This window comes from Pacificispira sp. HM-600, from assembly GCF_977993705.1.
On sequence record NZ_OZ388079.1, the window covers coordinates 3078642 to 3094769 of the forward strand.

At 68.5% G+C, this 16128-nt stretch carries 14 protein-coding genes; 7 read left to right on the forward strand and 7 right to left on the reverse strand.

Annotation, left to right across the window (positions count from 1 at the left end):
- The first annotated feature begins 115 nt into the window (after positions 1–115).
- Positions 116–1666: an APC family permease gene (locus ACXZ1E_RS14735; RefSeq protein WP_458041201.1), complete on the forward strand. Its 1551-nt coding sequence runs from the start codon at positions 116–118 to the stop codon at positions 1664–1666.
- 32 nt (positions 1667–1698) lie between these two features.
- On the opposite strand, the gene ald is transcribed toward ACXZ1E_RS14735, so the two are convergent.
- The gene (gene ald, locus ACXZ1E_RS14740) at positions 1699–2814 is read right to left on the reverse strand and encodes an alanine dehydrogenase (protein WP_458041202.1); all 1116 of its coding nucleotides are present in this window, start codon (positions 2812–2814) and stop codon (positions 1699–1701) included.
- A gap of 62 nt (positions 2815–2876) precedes the next feature.
- On the reverse strand, positions 2877–3875 hold the full coding sequence (locus ACXZ1E_RS14745) for an asparaginase (RefSeq protein ID WP_458041203.1): 999 nt from the start codon (positions 3873–3875) through the stop codon (positions 2877–2879).
- A gap of 96 nt (positions 3876–3971) precedes the next feature.
- Here ACXZ1E_RS14745 and ACXZ1E_RS14750 point away from each other — a divergent pair, with 96 nt between their 5' ends.
- Entirely contained in the window at positions 3972–4445 is a 474-nt protein-coding gene (locus tag ACXZ1E_RS14750) for an OsmC family protein (RefSeq protein WP_458041204.1), read from the forward strand.
- A 54-nt stretch (positions 4446–4499) separates the two neighbouring features.
- Here the strand turns inward: ACXZ1E_RS14750 and ACXZ1E_RS14755 are convergent, their stop codons facing one another.
- Positions 4500–5285 carry a lysophospholipid acyltransferase family protein gene (locus tag ACXZ1E_RS14755; protein WP_458041205.1) on the reverse strand — a complete coding sequence of 262 codons (786 nt, stop codon included), beginning with the start codon at positions 5283–5285 and terminating at the stop codon, positions 4500–4502.
- Positions 5286–5412: 127 nt separating this feature from the next.
- Here ACXZ1E_RS14755 and ACXZ1E_RS14760 point away from each other — a divergent pair, with 127 nt between their 5' ends.
- Positions 5413–6363, forward strand: coding sequence for an FKBP-type peptidyl-prolyl cis-trans isomerase (locus ACXZ1E_RS14760; protein WP_458041206.1), 951 nt, complete (start codon positions 5413–5415; stop codon positions 6361–6363).
- Between the two features lie 138 nt (positions 6364–6501).
- Positions 6502–7587, forward strand: coding sequence for a 1-deoxy-D-xylulose-5-phosphate reductoisomerase (dxr, locus tag ACXZ1E_RS14765; protein WP_458041207.1), 1086 nt, complete (start codon positions 6502–6504; stop codon positions 7585–7587).
- Between the two features lie 12 nt (positions 7588–7599).
- Here dxr and ACXZ1E_RS14770 read toward each other — a convergent pair whose 3' ends face one another.
- The 3 genes from ACXZ1E_RS14770 to ACXZ1E_RS14780 all read right to left on the reverse strand — a co-directional run bounded on the left by ACXZ1E_RS14770 (position 7600) and on the right by ACXZ1E_RS14780 (position 10760).
- Positions 7600–9183, reverse strand: a complete 1584-nt coding sequence (locus ACXZ1E_RS14770; RefSeq protein ID WP_458041208.1) for a Mur ligase family protein — start codon at positions 9181–9183, stop codon at positions 7600–7602.
- A gap of 159 nt (positions 9184–9342) precedes the next feature.
- Positions 9343–10065 carry a YcnI family protein gene (locus tag ACXZ1E_RS14775; RefSeq protein WP_458041209.1) on the reverse strand — a complete coding sequence of 241 codons (723 nt, stop codon included), beginning with the start codon at positions 10063–10065 and terminating at the stop codon, positions 9343–9345.
- Between the two features lie 86 nt (positions 10066–10151).
- Positions 10152–10760 (reverse strand): hypothetical protein, encoded by a 609-nt coding sequence (locus ACXZ1E_RS14780; protein ID WP_458041210.1) that lies wholly within the window; start codon positions 10758–10760, stop codon positions 10152–10154.
- Positions 10761–10883: 123 nt separating this feature from the next.
- On the opposite strand from ACXZ1E_RS14780, the gene ACXZ1E_RS14785 reads away from it, so the two are divergent.
- Entirely contained in the window at positions 10884–12269 is a 1386-nt protein-coding gene (locus ACXZ1E_RS14785; RefSeq protein ID WP_458041211.1) for a M50 family metallopeptidase, read from the forward strand.
- Positions 12270–12495: 226 nt separating this feature from the next.
- Here ACXZ1E_RS14785 and ACXZ1E_RS14790 read toward each other — a convergent pair whose 3' ends face one another.
- Positions 12496–14421: an anthranilate synthase family protein gene (locus ACXZ1E_RS14790; RefSeq protein ID WP_458041212.1), complete on the reverse strand. Its 1926-nt coding sequence runs from the start codon at positions 14419–14421 to the stop codon at positions 12496–12498.
- 203 nt (positions 14422–14624) lie between these two features.
- On the opposite strand from ACXZ1E_RS14790, the gene ACXZ1E_RS14795 reads away from it, so the two are divergent.
- Positions 14625–14900: a 2TM domain-containing protein gene (locus ACXZ1E_RS14795; protein WP_458041213.1), complete on the forward strand. Its 276-nt coding sequence runs from the start codon at positions 14625–14627 to the stop codon at positions 14898–14900.
- 46 nt (positions 14901–14946) lie between these two features.
- Positions 14947–16098, forward strand: a complete 1152-nt coding sequence (ispG, locus tag ACXZ1E_RS14800; protein ID WP_458351983.1) for a flavodoxin-dependent (E)-4-hydroxy-3-methylbut-2-enyl-diphosphate synthase — start codon at positions 14947–14949, stop codon at positions 16096–16098.
- Positions 16099–16128 lie beyond the last annotated feature (30 nt).

Below are 16128 nucleotides of genomic sequence, written 5' to 3' on the forward strand. Positions count from 1 at the left end.
CGAGAGCTATCGGCCGCATGACCGAACACGCTTCGAGGGAGACGCAAACGGACGAGGACACCGCCCACACGATTTCTACTTGCGCAGGAGCCTTCCGCTCGGCCAAGGTGTGGACATGACCGCCACCACTCCGATCGACCTCCGCCGTCCCGAAGGCAAGGGTCTCGCCGCCGGCACACTGGGGCTCTGGGGTTCGACCGTGATCGGACTGGCCTCGACGGCGCCCGTCTACTCGCTCGTCGCGACCCTCGGCTTCGTCGTGCTCGCGGTGGGAGCCCAGGCCCCGATCGCGTTCGTGATCGCTTTCATACCGATGCTGTTCATCGCCTTCGCGTACCGCGAACTCAACAGAGCCGTCCCCGACTGCGGCACCACGTTCACCTGGGGCACCAAGGCATTCGGCCCGTTCGTCGGGTGGATGGGCGGCTGGGGCGTGGCAGTCGCCGGCATGGTCGTGTTGGCCAACCTCGCGCAGATCGCGGCCATCTACTTCTGGTCCCTGATCGGCGACGGCTCGCTCTCCGAGAACGTCCCGCTCGTCACGGCCACCGGCGTTTTCTTCATCGCCGCGATGACGTGGATCAGCTGGCGCGGTGTCGAAATCGGCGAGCGCGTGCAGAACATTCTGCTCGCCATCCAATATCTCGCCCTGGCGATCTTCGTGATCGCAGCGCTCACGCAATTCTTCTCGGGCACCGCCCCCAACGCGACGCCGTTCGACTGGGCCTGGTTCAACCCGCTGGGCTTCACCGACTGGTCCGGCTTCACCGAGGCGATCCTGCTCGCGCTCTTCATCTACTGGGGCTGGGACACCTGCCTGGCCCTCAACGAAGAAACGAAGGACCCCAAGCGCATCCCGGGGCGCGCTGCTCTGCTCACCACGGTCATCCTGCTCGTCACCTACGTCACCGTCACCGTCGCCGCGATGATGTACGCGGGTCTCGGAACGAACGGCACGGGGCTCGGCAACGAAGCCAACGCCGACGACTTCTTCCTGGCAATCAAGGACGGCCTGCTCGGCCCGTTCGGGTGGGTGCTCGTCGTCGCGGTCCTCATCTCGGCGGTCTCGTCCACGCAGACCACGATCCTTCCCACCGCTCGCGGCACCCTCTCCATGGCGGCCTACAAGGCCCTACCGCATCGGTTCGCCTCCGTGCACCCGCAGTACAAGACCCCGTCTTTCTCGACCCTGGTGATGGGCGTTGTCGCGTCGCTGTACTACATCGGTATGACACTGATCAGCGACAACATCCTGCAGGACTCGATCCTCTCGCTCGGGCTCGCGATCGCTTTCTACTACGGCATCACCGGCTACGCCTGCGTCTGGTACTTCCGCAAAGACCTTTTCCAGTCGGGGCGTGACTTCTTCTACAAGGGGCTGCTGCCTCTCCTCGGCGCGCTCATGCTCACGTACGCGTTCGTTCAGTCCGCCATCGACATGTACGACGTCGACTACGGATACAGCGGGTCGCTGCTGGGCATCGGAAGCACCTTCGTCCTCGGTATCGGTGCGCTCGCCTTCGGCGTCTTGCTGATGCTCATCTGGTTCGCGTTCCCGCGGTCCAAGCCGTTCTTCCGCGGCGACACCCTCAACCGCGACTCAGAGGTGCTCGTGCCCGACGACCCGGCCGAATACGGGCGTTCGATCGACGGGGGCCTCGCCTAGTCGCGCCAGTGCCGGGCGCGAGCGGCGGGCGCTCAGCCGACGATATCCTCGAGCCGCGTCAGCGGCAGGCCGTGCGCCTCGGCAACTCCCGCGTTGACGATCCGCCCCTCGGCGACGTTCAAGCCGTGTGCGAAGGCGGGATCAGCCGCCAGCGCCGAGCGCCAACCGCGGCCCGCGAGCTGACGGATGTACGGCTGAGTCGCGTTGGCGAGCGCGGCGGTCGAGGTATGGGGCACAGCGCCCGGCATGTTCGCCACGCAATAGAACACCGACCCGTGCACGCGAAAAGTCGGGTCGGCGTGAGTGGTCGGATGCGTGTCCTCGAAGCATCCGCCCTGATCCACGGCGATGTCCACGAGCACGCTGCCGGGACGCATCCGGGCAACCATCTCATTGGTCACCAGCTTCGGCGCACGCGCGCCCGGTACCAGGACCGCGCCGATCACGAGGTCGGAATCGATCACTGCCCGGTCGAGATCGAGCGGGTTGGATGCGGCGGTCTTCACTCGCCCCGCGAAACGGTCGTCGAGTTCTCGCAGGCGCGCGACCTGGGTGTCGAAGACCGTGACGTCAGCACCGAGGCCGACGGCGACCGCCGCAGCGCTCGCGCCCGCCACGCCGCCTCCGATGATCGTTACTCGAGCGGGCCGCGTGCCCGGAACCCCCGACATCAGAACGCCGAGTCCGCCCTCCGATCTGAGCAGGGTGTGCGCTCCGACGGTCGGAGCCAAACGGCCGGCGACTTCGCTCATCGGCGCAAGAAGGGGGAGGGCCCCGCCCGGCAACTGCACGGTCTCGTACGCGATCGCGACGACCTCGTCATCGCGCAGACGCTCCGTGAGCAAACGGTCCGCGGCCAGATGTAGGTAGGTGAACAGCACGAGCCCCGGGCGGAAGCGGTGATACTCGGATGCCACGGGCTCCTTGACCTTCAACACCATCTCGCTTGCGGCCCACACCTCGTCGGCGTCGTCGATCAGCGTTGCGCCCGCTGCGGCGTACTCGCCGTCCGATAACGACGAGCCCTCTCCCGCACCGCGCTGGACCAACAGCTCGTGTCCGGCACGCACCAGTTCGTGGGCTCCCGCGGGCGTCAGTGCGACCCGATACTCGTTGTTCTTGACCTCGGTCGGAACGGCGATCCTCATGCGGTCTCTCTTCCTGAGGGTGGTGAATGCGGGACGTCAGATGCAGACGGACGCGTCGTCCGTCACGAGACGCCGACGGTGGGGCGGATGCGGCCGACAACCTCGGAACCGCCGTGGATGTCGAGCTGGAGGTCATTCGATACGAGTGCGACAGCCGCCGCGCTCAGGGCGCCAGCCGTCTGCAACAGGGTGAGGGCGACGATGGGTGCCGCGCGCTGGCCCCCGTCGAGCATTTTCAGAGCCACGGTCGTGCCATCGGGTGCCACCGCGACCTGAACGCCCTCGGCGCCGAGCTTTGCGAAAACCCCCAGACGCTCGGCGATGAGCGTGTCGGGCTGATCAGGTCCGGCGATCGTCCACGGGTTCTCGCGCACCGCACGGACGACGGCCGCGGCCTGACGGTGCAGGGCGAAGGGCGATCGCTCGGACGCTGTGCCCATGCGGTGAATGCCGCGTGCGAGCCCGTTGAGGGTCACGGCATGGACCGGCGCCCCGCATCCGTCGATGACGCTCGCCTGTATCTTCTCGCCCGTGAGACGCTCGATCGTGTCGCGCAGGTGACGCTGCAACGGATGGTCGGAGCCGAGGTAGCCCGCCGTGTCCCAGTCGTTCGTGACACACGTCAGGAGCATTCCGGCGTGCTTGCCCGAGCAGTTCATCCGGACCGGCGCCGCGGGATCGAGGTCACGAATCTGGCGGTCGCGGGTTTCGGGATCCGACGCCCGGGCTGCCGGGCATCCGAGGGCATCCTCGGTCAATCCCGCCTGCTCGAGGACGGCGCGGACGACGCCGACATGGCGATCCGTGCCGGTGTGACTCGCGGTGGTGAGCCCGAGGCGCTCGCCGTCGAGCTCGACGCCGGCCGTGAGCATCCCGACGGCCTGGAACGGCTTGAGGCTCGAACGGGGCAGAAGAGCCGCTTCCGCATCGCCGAAGGATGCACGGATCGTTCCGTCGGGTGAGAGCACGACCGCGGCGCCACTATGCCGAGACTCGACGAAGCCGCCGCGATCGACGGTGGCGAGTTCGACGGCGCCCGGAACGGTGAGGGATCTTGACACCAGGTCAGCCTAATCGCGTCGCCACGCGCCACCCGCTCGGCGGGCTCCGCGGCCGGCGTAAGCGATCAGCATCCCGAGGCATGGGAAACTTCCCCTATGAACGGCGAACACCGCTATCGCGTGGCCACGACCTGGACTGGCGACCGCGGAACGGGCACCAGCGGCTACCGCGACTACGACCGGTCGGTCACGATCGAGATCGCCGGGAAACCCGGGCTCGAGGCATCCGCGGATCGTCCCTTCCGGGGGGATCCCGCGAAGTGGAATCCCGAAGACCTGTTGGTCGCCGCGCTGTCAGAGTGTCATCTGCTGAGCTACCTCCACGCGTGCGTCACGCTCGGGGTGATCGTGCTCGACTACTCCGACGAGGCGGAGGGGACGATGGCGCTCGACGGCCGCGGGGGAGGCGCTTTCACCGAGGTGGTGTTGCGGCCGCGCGTTGTGGTGGCGGATGCCTCGATGCTCGATGAGGCGCACCGGGCACACACTCTCGCGAACGAGTGGTGTTTCATCGCGAACTCGGTCAACTTCCCGGTGCGCCACGAGGCGACGATCAGCGTCGCGGGCTGAAGCTGCCCGGACCCGCCCGGCGTTCGGTCGGGCGCGTCGGGTTGGGTCGGCGGGTCAGAGCCGCTCGTGCGGCAGCACGCGCTTGATCTTCTCGACGGCGCCCTGCGCGGGTGCCTCGTTGTAGGTGCCCGCGAGTTCTTGACCCGTGAGCGCGTGGATCGCAGCCATGATCTCGTCGGTCGCGCCGCGGCGAGCACGCCCAGACTCGGGTGCGCCGTGGTGGGACAGGTCGAGAGGTTGACCGAAGCGGACGGTCACCCTCTCGCGGAGCGACGGCATCCGTGCGCCGACCGGCATGACCTCGGCCGTCCCGATGAGTCCCACCGGCACGACCGGGGCACCGGTCTGCAAAGCGAGGAACGCCGCGCCCGTCCGACCGCGATAGAGACGACCGTCGAGCGACCGCGTGCCCTCGGGATACAAGGCGACGGCGCGGCCGGAATCCAGAAGCGCCCGCTGCTGGTCGAGGGCATCGAGCGCCGCTTGACCGGCCCCGCGCTGGACGGGAACGGCTCCGATCGCGAAGAAGAACTCACGCGTGAACCATCCGGACATCCCGGAGCCCTCGAAGTACGACGACTTCGCCAAGAAGTGCACGGGTCGCGGCGCCGCAACGGGAATCGAGACCGAGTCGATGAACGAGAGGTGGTTGCTCGCGAGAATCACGGCACCGTCACGGGGAACGTGTTCGCGGCCCTCGATGATCGGGCGATAGACCATTCGCGCGAGCGGGGCGACGAACGTGCGACCCAGTCGATAGGTCCAACTCATCCCGGGTTCACCGTGGGCGAGTTCGCCAGTTGCGGGCGCGCCGGTGGGCTCCGGTTCTGCGGAGGTCATTGCCCGAGGCTATACCGGTAAGCATGCACGCCAGGGAATGCGAGCACGCGTGTGCGGGCGTTCAGGTGAGTCAAAGAAACCTCCGTCAGGATGGATGTCTCTCCCCGAACAGCATCGAGGTCTATCCGTGCGCATTCGCCCGCTCGTCGCCCTGTCGGCGCTCGCCCTGTCCGCCATCGTCCTGGCGGGTTGCTCCGGCGCGGGCACGCCCGATGCCGCCGCTTCCGGTACCGGGTCGCTCTGCGATGCTGCTGCGCCCTCCGGCGACGCATCCGAGGCCGTGACGGTCGAAGGCGATGCCGGCACGGTATCGACCGCGACCTTCACGACGGGACTCGAGGTTCCCGAGTTGGAGCGGACGGTCATCACCGAGGGTGACGGCGACCCGCTTGAAGAGGGCGACTACGTCCAGTACGCGCTGAGCGCATTCTCGGCCGACACCGGCGAGCGTCTCGGCGACGTCGGCTACGTGGAGGGCGAGATCCTGCCCGCTGCCGTCACGAGCGACTCGAACTTCGGTCAGATCATGGGATGCGCGAACATCGGCTCGCGCCTCGTGCTCACGTTCCCGGCGAGCCAGGACTCGACCTCGGGCGAGGCCGTGAGTGCTGAGGTGTACGTCGTCGATGTGCTCGGCGTGACCCCCCTCGCCGCGTGGGGCGCCGACCAGTCGCCCGTGGATGGCTTTCCGGCCGTCGAACTCGCCGAGGACGGCGCACCGACCATCACCCTCCCGGGAGGGGATGCGCCCACGACCGTCGACATCGAGGTGCTGAAGCAGGGTGATGGTGCGACCGTCAACTCGGGCGACACCGTCCTGGTGCAGTACACCGGCGTGAAGTGGTCGGATGGCACGGTCTTCGACTCCAGCTGGGAGAGTGGGGCGCCCGCGAGTTTCACGACCACCGGAGTCGTCGACGGGTTCCGTCAGGCGCTCGAGGGGCAGGCTGTCGGCTCGCAGGTTGTCGTCGTGATCCCGCCCGAGTTCGGCTACGGCGCGGTCGAGGGCAACGAACTTCAGAACGAGACCCTCGTCTTCGTCGTCGACATCCTCGCCACGCAGCGCGCCGCGGGCTGACAGCCCGCCACGCAGCGCGCCGCGGGCTGACAGCCCGGTCGCTGCGCTGCGGGCACTGAGCTGCAGCGCGGTCAGCGACCGGCACGGTCACTGAGCCTGTCGAAGTGGCCTGCTCTGCCCGCTCGGTAGGCTGACCGAATGCGCCGCATCATCATCCTCGGATCCACCGGCTCGATCGGCACGCAGGCGCTCGACGTCGTGCGTGCCAATCCGGGACGGTTCGAAGTGGTGGGGCTCGCCGCCGGCACGGATCGCGCGACGATGGAGGCCCAGGCCGCCGAGTTCGGGGTGGAGCATACCGCCCTGGGAGCGGACGAGGCCGAGGCGCTCGTGCGCAGCGTCGAGACGGATGTCGTGCTGAACGGGATCACCGGCTCGGTGGGCCTGGGGCCAACCCTCGCAGCGCTGGAGTGCGGTCGCACGCTCGCGCTCGCGAACAAGGAGTCGCTGATCGTCGGGGGAGATCTCGTGTCGCGAGTTGCCGCGCCCGGTCAGATCGTGCCCGTTGATTCTGAGCATTCCGCGATAGCGCAGTGTCTGCGCGCCGGGGCGGCGCACGAGGTGCGACGGCTCGTGCTCACGGCATCCGGAGGCCCGTTCCGCGGCCGCTCCCGTGCCGAGCTCGAGAATGTCACCCCGTCCGAGGCTCTGGCTCACCCGACCTGGGACATGGGTCGGATGGTGACGACGAACTCGGCGACGCTCGTCAACAAGGGTCTGGAAGTCATCGAAGCTCACCTGCTGTTCGATGTCCCGTATGACGAGATCGATGTCGTCGTGCACCCGCAGTCGATCGTGCACTCGATGGTCGAGTTCGTGGACGGCTCGACGTTGGCGCAGGCGTCGCCGCCCGACATGCGCCTGCCGATCGCGCTGGGGCTGGATTGGCCGGACCGCGTGGGCGGCGTCGGCCGTCCGCTCGATTGGACCACGACGACGTCATGGACGTTCGAGCCGCTCGACGAGAAGGCCTTTCCCGCTGTCGCCCTCGCCAAGCGGGTCGGCCGCGCGGGAGGCGCGTACCCCGCGGTATACAACGCGGCGAACGAGCAAGCGGTGGATGCGTTTCATGAGGGGCGCCTCGCATTCACCGGCATCGTCGACACCGTGGCGCGCGTCGTGGACGCACACGAGCCGCCGGATGCCTTGACCAGGGAGAGCCTCGCGGATGCCGAGGCCTGGGCGCGCCGAACGGCGGATGCCGCGATCGCCGCTGCATCCTGATCTCCCACGCTCTCAGTCGGGGTAGGGGACCGGCCAGTGCGGCTCCGGCACGGGCCAACCGCGCGCCTTGAGCGCCCGCCTTGCCAGCTCCCGCGCCGAGTACGGGGTTCGGACACCTCGGATGTCGCGGTAGTCCTGGTGCCCCGGGCCCGCCCATAGGATCGCGTCGCCTTCGCCGACCATGTCGACCGCCGCGTCGATGGCGCGCTCCGGCGGTGAGTACTCGTGGATCTCGGCATCCGGTCGCGCGCGTCGCGCCCCCTCGATCAGGGTCGCGCGGATCGAATCCGGGTCCTCGAAGCGCGGGTGGTGGTCGGTCACGACGAGGATGTCGCTGCCCTGCACCGCAGTCCGTCCCATGTCGTGGCGCTTGGTGGCATCGCGGTCGCCGTCGGCGCCGAACAGCATCAGCACCTTGCCGGGCGTGACACGGCGCACCGCGGCGAGGGTCTTCTCGAATGCGTCGGGGGAGTGTCCGAAGTCGACGAACACCGCGGGTCCGCGGTCTCCCGATACGCGTTCCGTGCGCCCGGGGAGGTAGGCGTGGATGGTGCCGTCGCGTTCCAGGGCCTCGACGATCCGATCCCACGGATACCCCGCCTCGCGCAGCATGACGATCGCGAGGCCCGCGTTCGCGGCCATGTGCGGACCGATCACGGGTACCACGGTGGTCAGGTCGCCGTCGGGACCTGAGAGCGTGAACCGGGTACCCGCCTGCGTCTCGTCGTGGATCGTGACGGTCCAGTCGGCCGCCGCGGCAGCCTCGGGATCCGCGGCGATGGCTGGCGTGCCGATCGTGACGGCGGGAATGCCCGAGCTCGCGACGAACTCGGCGCCCGCGGCCGAGTCGAGCGAGACCACGCCGCGCCGGGCGCGGTCGGGCTGAAAGAGTGGCAGCTTGGCCTCGAGATAAGCCCGCATGTCGGGGTAGTCGTCGAGGTGATCGTGCGTGAGGTTCGTGAATGCCGCGACGTCGAAGACGAGTCCGTCGACGCGATGACGGCTGAGGGCCTGGGCGCTCACCTCGACGGCGACGGCCTCGACGCCGCGTTCGCGCATCAGAGCGAGGAGGGCGTGGAATTCGGATGCTTCGGGCGTCGTGAGCCGCGAAACGATGACTTCTCCGGCGATGTGCCGTTCGGCCGTGGAACTGAGCCCGACGACCACCCCGAGCTGCTCGAGGATTCCCGCGAGGAGGTGTGACGTGCTGGTCTTTCCGTTCGTGCCGGTCGTGCCGAGCAGGATCGGCAGGTCGTCGCCGGGGCCGGTGCCGTACACCCAGGCCGACAGATCGCCGAGCAGGGCTCGGGGGTTCTCGACGACGATGATCGGCAAACCGGCGTCGGCTGCGATCTCAGCGCCCGCGGCATCGGTGATGACCGCGACAGCGCCCTTCTCAGCGACCTGCGCGGCGAACTCGGCACCGTGCCGGTTGACGCCCCGGATCGCGACGAACGCCTCGCCCGGGCGTAGGTCGGCGGTTGCCAGGGTGATGCCCGAGACCGATGTGCCGGCGATGTCACCGTGCACGGTAGTCGCGTACCGATCGGCGAGCGCCTGCAGGGAGCGGACGGGCGGGCGTTCGGGCCGGAGCACCGGCGGAAGCCGCGACGCACCCGGGGACGAGTCAGACGATGATTCAGAGGCGGGTGTCGTCATGGCGCCTCCATCTAATCAGACGAGTGGACGGATGCCTCGGTCTGCACGCACTCGGCCCGGTCACCACGCGGGACGTGGTGACCGGGCCGAACCGCATCAGCTGCGGGCGCGACGGAAGGCCAGCAGGGCGACGACGAGGGCGCCCGCGCCGAGCACGAGTCCCGCGCCACCGAGCACGATCGGCAGAGGTGTTGCCTCCGTCGCGGCCTCAGCGTCGGAGGCGTGCTCGTCGGTGTCGGAGTGCTCGCTGTCGGAGGTGCCGGTGCCGTGCTCGTCCGAGGTCGCCTCGCCGACGGTCACCGTGGGCGCCGGAGCGTCGAGCGAGTGCGGGTCGACTCCGTCTTCCGCAATCTCGGCCCAGTCGGTGTTACCGACCTCGCACACCTGGTTGATCGGGAATGCGAGCGTCTCACCCGCCGTGTCCTCGGCGTACTGCACGCCGAGCACGGCGGTCGCGCGCAGTCCGTCCGCGACGGGCTCCTGTGCCGTGTAGGTGACGAGCGAGACAGGACCGTCCTCTCCGTCGCGCTGCACGTCGATATCCCATCCGGGGGCGATCGTCGGCGAGACGGACGACATCCCCTCGGGGATCGTGATCTCGAGTGCTGTCGTCGGCGAACCGTCACACCCGTGGCTGAAGGCGAAGGTCAGTGTGCCGTAGCCGCCGGCGGTCGCAGTATCCGGTGTCGCTGTGACATGTGCGTGCGCGGCGAGGGGCGCCGCGAGGACGAGGGCCGCCGAAGCGAGGAGCGCGGCTCCGGCCCGCGCGCCGAAGCGGCGGCGGGTGGGGCGGGTACGTGCAGGGGTCGTGCCGTTCATGTTCGAAGTTCTCTCTGTGGACGCCGCGCGGCGATGAGCCGGTACGACGGATTCGTGGGGAACGCTCGGGCGGATTGCCCGGCGGATCATGCGACGCTGGCGTCGCCCCACTGCAGAGGTGGCCCACGGCGGCGAACCACACCGCGGGCCATACGGACGAGAGGTGCGGGCGCGTCCGCGAAGGTCGCGCGTGGAACGGATGCCCAACCGACCACCGTGGCGGTGGCGCGGCCGAGCAGGCGGAGGGTCCACGCGGCGATGGCGCGCAGCATCCGTTCGCCGGCGAGCAGCAGGACGAACGAGGCGATCGCGGCGAGAGCGTGCGCGGCCAGCATGGGGGGAGTGGGGAGCACGAGCTGCGCGACGGACCCGGTGGCATCTACGACGATCTGACCGTGCTGGTGCAGGGCCCCACTCTGCGGAGCTGCGCTCGCGGGCGCACCGGAGCCCGAGGTCAGTGCGAAGACGGTGTGCAGGGCCACCTGCGTGACGACCACGGCCGACGCGAGTCCGACCGGACGGAGCCCCCGACCGACGAGCGCGGTCGTGATCGGCCAGGCGAGAGCGGATACCCCGAGCAGGACAGCGAAGCTCGGTGCGGAACCGCCAGCGATGGTGTGCGAGACGGCGGCGAAGAGAACGGCGATCGTGGCGGCGGATGCCCCGCGGAGCGCGCGCAGTTGGCGTGTGCGCATGCCCGGCCCCGATCCGCTCGTTCGTTGGTGCTCTGTCGACTTTAGCGGCGTCCTCCCGCGCCTCCGGCCGCACGCATACGAGCCTCGGGGCGCGCTCCAAGCAACCGGCGGTAGCGTAGGCCCGTGACCGTGCTGACTTTCGCCATTGGCTTGCTTGTCATCGTCGTCGGCCTGGCGATCTCCATCGCGTTGCATGAGGTCGGGCACCTGGTGCCGGCCAAGCTCTTCGGCGTGCGCGTCGGCCGATACATGATCGGGCTCGGCCCCACTCTGTGGTCGCGGAAGTTCGGCGAGACCGAGTACGGCATCAAGGCCCTTCCGATCGGCGGGTACATCTCGATGTCGGGCATGTACCCCCCGACGCCCGCCGAACGCGAGGCCGAGGTCACGCGAGTGGGCGCTCAGGATGCAGACGGCGGGGGAGCAGCAGCGCCGCCACGCCAGGGCCGCACGGCGGGGATGTTCGCGGCGATGATCCAGGACGCACGCGTCGCCAACGAAGAGACGATGATCGGCACCGCCGACACACGCACCTTCTACCGCCTGCCCGTCTACAAGCGCATCATCATCATGCTCGGCGGGCCCGTCATGAACCTGCTGCTCGCCATCCTGCTCTTCATGCTGGTCTTCAGCGGGATCGGCGTGCAGAGCGCCTCGACATCGGTCGCGGCCGTCAGCGAGTGCGTCGTCGCGGCCGGATCCGAACAGACCGAGTGCGGACCGGACGACCCCGCGAGCCCCGCGGCGGCAGCCGGCATCCTTCCCGGCGACCGCATCCTCTCGATCGATGGAGCACCCGTCGCGACGTTCGATGAGGCATCCGCGATCATCCGCGACAACCCCGGCACGCGCCTGAACTTCGAGATCGAGCGGGACGGTGCACAGCAGACCCTCGCGGTCACGCCCCTGCTCGCCGAGCGCCCGGTTTACGACGACACCGGGCAGCCCGTGGTCGATGCGGACGGTGTGGCGGAGACTCAGGATGTCGGCTTCGTCGGCATCACTCCGGCGAACGAACTGCAGAGCCAACCGATCTGGACAGGGCCACAGGCCGCGATCGAGAACGTCGGTGCCGTGGTCGGTATCGTCGCGCAGCTGCCGGTCAAGCTCTACGAGACGGGCGTCGCGCTGTTCACCGGTGGTGAGCGAGACCCGAACGGACCGATGAGCGTCGTGGGTGTGGGTCTGATCGCGGGCGAGGTCGCTTCGACGGACGCGCCGATCCTGAGCCGCGTTTCGGTACTGCTCGGCCTGCTCGGTTCGCTCAACATTGCGCTTTTCGTCTTCAACCTGGTGCCGCTGCTCCCGCTCGACGGCGGTCACATCGTCGTCGCCCTCTGGGAGGGCGTGAAGAAGGCGTCGGCGCGCCTGTTCCGTCGCCCGCCGCCGAAGCCGGTCGATGCGACCAAGCTCGTGCCCGTCACGTTCGTCGTCGTGGTTCTGCTGATCGGGATGGGAGCGCTGCTGCTGCTCGCCGACGTGTTCAATCCGATTCAGCTGTTCAACTGACGATCCGGCGCTCCTGCAGTTCCCTGAGCCTGTCGTCGCCTCGACGCTCCCTGAGCCTGTCGTCCCCTCGACGCTCCCTGGCTGGTGGTCACCTCGCAACCTGGGGCGCCAGAATCACCCTGGGGCGCGGGGGCTCGCGCCCCAGGGTGATTCTGGCGCCCCAGGTTAGATCAGAGGGGCAGTGCGGCCCAGCAGGTGCTCCGCCGGGGACTCAGCGCCCGCGAGGTCAGGCGTCGACGGGGGTGAAGGCCTGAGCGATCAGGCGCTCGAGGGTCTCGATCCCGTCCCGCGAGAGGATCGACTCGAGATGGCCCTGCACCGAGGCATAGCCCGGGCCGCGCATCGCATAGACGTCGCCGGATGCCGGGTCCGCCGCGATCTCGGTCTGCCCGAGCCGCGTCGTTCCGGGCTCCACGCTGACCGTGAACGTGTTGTAGAACCCGATCGATGGGCGTTGCCCGAACACGTCGACGCTGAGCTGCAGGCCCTGGTGTGGCCGGGCCAGCGGGGCGAGGGTCATCCCGAGCGTGTGCGCGAGGATCTGATGGCTCAGGCACACTGCGAGCAGCGGACGTCCCGAAGCCAGCCGAGCCGACACGATCTCGCGCATGCGGTGCATCCGGGGGCTGTCGTCGAGAGGGTCGCCCGGACCGGGGCCGGCGATCAGGAGTTCGGCGTCGGATGCCTCGGCATCCGTCACCTCGGACCAGTGCTCTATGCGCACGGTCAGCCCGAGATGGCGCAGCTGGTGGGCGAGCATCGTCGTGAACCGGTCCTCGGCGTCGACCACCAGCGCGGTGCGCCCGGTGAAGGGCCCCGGGGCGTCGGTGTCCTGCGGGTTGAGCCAGAACGGAGCCAGCCGCGAGTTGCGCGAGGCGAGCAGCGTCGCGATCGCGGGGTCGTCGGCCAGCGGTGCGCGGAGCGTCGTCGGGGCGTCCGGATCCGCAACGGGTGCTGGCGCACTCTCGCGCGGAACCGCGCCGATCGCACCGAGCAGACCCGCGGCCTTGCCGTGCGTTTCGCCGACCTCGCCATCCGGGTCGGAGTGGCGCACGAGCGTCGCACCGACAGGCACGCGCAGGCGCCCATCGACGAGGTAGGCCGTGCGAATCAGGATCGGCGCATCCAGATCGTGTGCGTCGCCGTTCGGGGTGAAGAGGGCGGCGACACCGGAGTAGTAACCCCGGGCGCTCGTCTCGTGTCGGCGGATCACCGTGCACGCGTTCTGCATCGGCGAACCCGTGACGGTCGGCGCGAACATCGTCTCGCGCAGGATGTCCCGAGGATCGAGCGTGCTCCGGCCCCGCAGCATGTACTCGGTGTGCGTCAGCCGGGACATTTCTTTCAGATGCGGACCCGTGATGCGTCCGCCATCCGAGCAGACGGCGCTCATCATCTTCAACTCTTCGTCGACGACCATGAAGAGCTCTTCGGTCTCTTTCGTGTTTTCGAGGAACTCGGTGAGCGCCTCCGGCGTCGAGCCGCCCGCGGGGTGGCGGAACGTACCCGAGATGGGGTTCATCGTGACGACGCCGTTACTGGCGCTGACGTGCGCCTCAGGGCTCGCGCCCACGGCGACATGGCCGGGAGTGACGATCGCGAACGTCCAGTACGCGCCGCGCTCGTGCTCGAGTAGCGCGCGGAACCAGGTCAGGGCGGTCTCGAGCGGGTCGGCCTCGACACGAGCTGTGAAGTCACGGCGGATGACGAAATTCGCTCCCTCGCCGCGTCCGATCTCGTCGGCGATGACGTCGCGCACGATCTCGGCGTAGTCCTCGTCGGAGACGTCGAAGCCGGTGTCGTGCAGAGGCACCGGCGCGGTGGGAAGGACGCGCATCGCGTTGTCTCGGGACACAACGCCGCGCTCGGTGACGATGATGCAACGAAGCGGTGCTCCGTCGTCGTGGCATTCGAATCCGCGCTCGCGCACCTGCCGGTACGGAACCAGGGCCAGGACCTCTTGCGGTGCGCCCCCCGCATCCGTCAGCGGGATGTCGGCGAGCAGCTCGACGTCGACGACGGTGCCCGTGAGGACTTCGACATCAGCGCCGTCGCGCGCGATCAGGACGAGGGGACGGTCGGCTGCGGAATCGCGCAGACGCTTCAGCAGCTCGCTGCCGTCCGCATCACTAGGGGGGCGATGGCCGGTCATCGTGGGTCCTTCGGCTCGGCCCGGCGGGGCGGTCGCTCAAACGAAAAGACCGCCACTCGGGCGGTCTGGATTCGTGGAAACGCGAACACACCGCCTAGAAGGCGGGCCACCAGGAACGGTTCGCGAACATGCCGTCACGATAGCACGCGGGACGCGGGCCACCGCTCTTCCGGGCGGCGCCCCTACGGCCCTATGCTTTCGCCATGAGCGACGATCTGCGCGCACGCGCCATCAACCGATTGAAAGCCAAGAACCACTTCTGGCAGTCCCTCATCACCTGGCTGATCTTGAGCGTCCTCTTCATCCTCATCTGGGCTTTCTCGGGCGGACCCGGGGGAGGGTTCGAGGGATTCTGGCCGATCTGGCCGATCGTCGGCATCGCCATCGGGGTTGCATTCACGGGCGTTCGGGCCTTCGGTCCCGCGGCGGGAGGGCCGTCCGAGGGCCAGATTCAGAGCGAGATGAAGCGCATCTCCTGAATCTCGCTCCCGACCCGGCGGGGTCGTATCCGCGTAGGCTGGGTGCGTGCCAGCAGTGAATCTCGGAATGCCGAAAGTGCCGGATGTTCTCGCGCCTCGTCGCAAGAGTCGACAGATCCGCGTCGGCAAGGTGCTCGTCGGTGGCGACGCGCCGGTCAGTGTGCAGTCGATGTGCACGACGCCGACGACCAATATCAACGCCACGCTCCAGCAGATCGCCGAACTGACCGCATCCGGTTGCGAGATCGTGCGCGTCGCCGTCCCGTCGCAGGATGACGCCGATGTGCTGCACATCATCGCGAAGAAGAGCCAGATCCCGGTCATCGCAGACATCCACTTCCAACCGAAGTATGTCTTCCAAGCGATCGACGCGGGCTGTGCCGCCGTGCGCGTCAACCCGGGCAACATCCGGAAGTTCGATGACCAGGTCGGCTCGATCGCAGCGGCTGCGAAGGCCGCCGGAGTTTCACTCCGCATCGGCGTGAACGCCGGATCTCTCGACCCGCGCCTGCTGCAGAAGTACGGAAAGGCGACGCCCGAGGCGCTCGCCGAGAGCGCGCGCTGGGAAGCATCCCTCTTCGAAGAGCACGACTTCCACGATTTCAAGATCTCGGTCAAGCACAACGACCCCGTCGTGATGGTCAAGGCATACCGTCTCCTGGCCGAGATGGGCGATTGGCCGCTGCACCTCGGGGTTACCGAGGCCGGCCCCGCCTTCCAGGGCACGATCAAGTCGGCGACGGCGTTCGGCATTTTGCTCGGGGAAGGCATCGGCGACACGATTCGTGTCTCGCTCTCGGCCCCGCCCGCCGAAGAAGTCAAGGTCGGCCACCAGATCCTGCAGTCGCTGAACCTGCGCGAGCGCAAGCTCGAGATCGTCTCGTGCCCGTCCTGCGGGCGTGCGCAGGTCGACGTCTACACGCTCGCCGACGACGTGACCGAGGGGCTCAAGGACATGACCGTCCCGCTCCGCGTCGCGGTGATGGGCTGTGTCGTCAACGGCCCCGGCGAGGCCCGCGAGGCCGACCTGGGCGTCGCATCAGGCAACGGCAAGGGCCAGATCTTCGTGAAGGGGCAGGTCATCAAGACCGTCCCCGAGTCCGAGATCGTCGCAACGCTCATCGAAGAGGCAAACCGTCTGGCGGATGAAATGGGCCCCGGTGCCGCGCCTGGGACGGCCCAGGTCATCACCGCCTGACCCGGCAATCTTGAGCGGGCAGCCCTGACC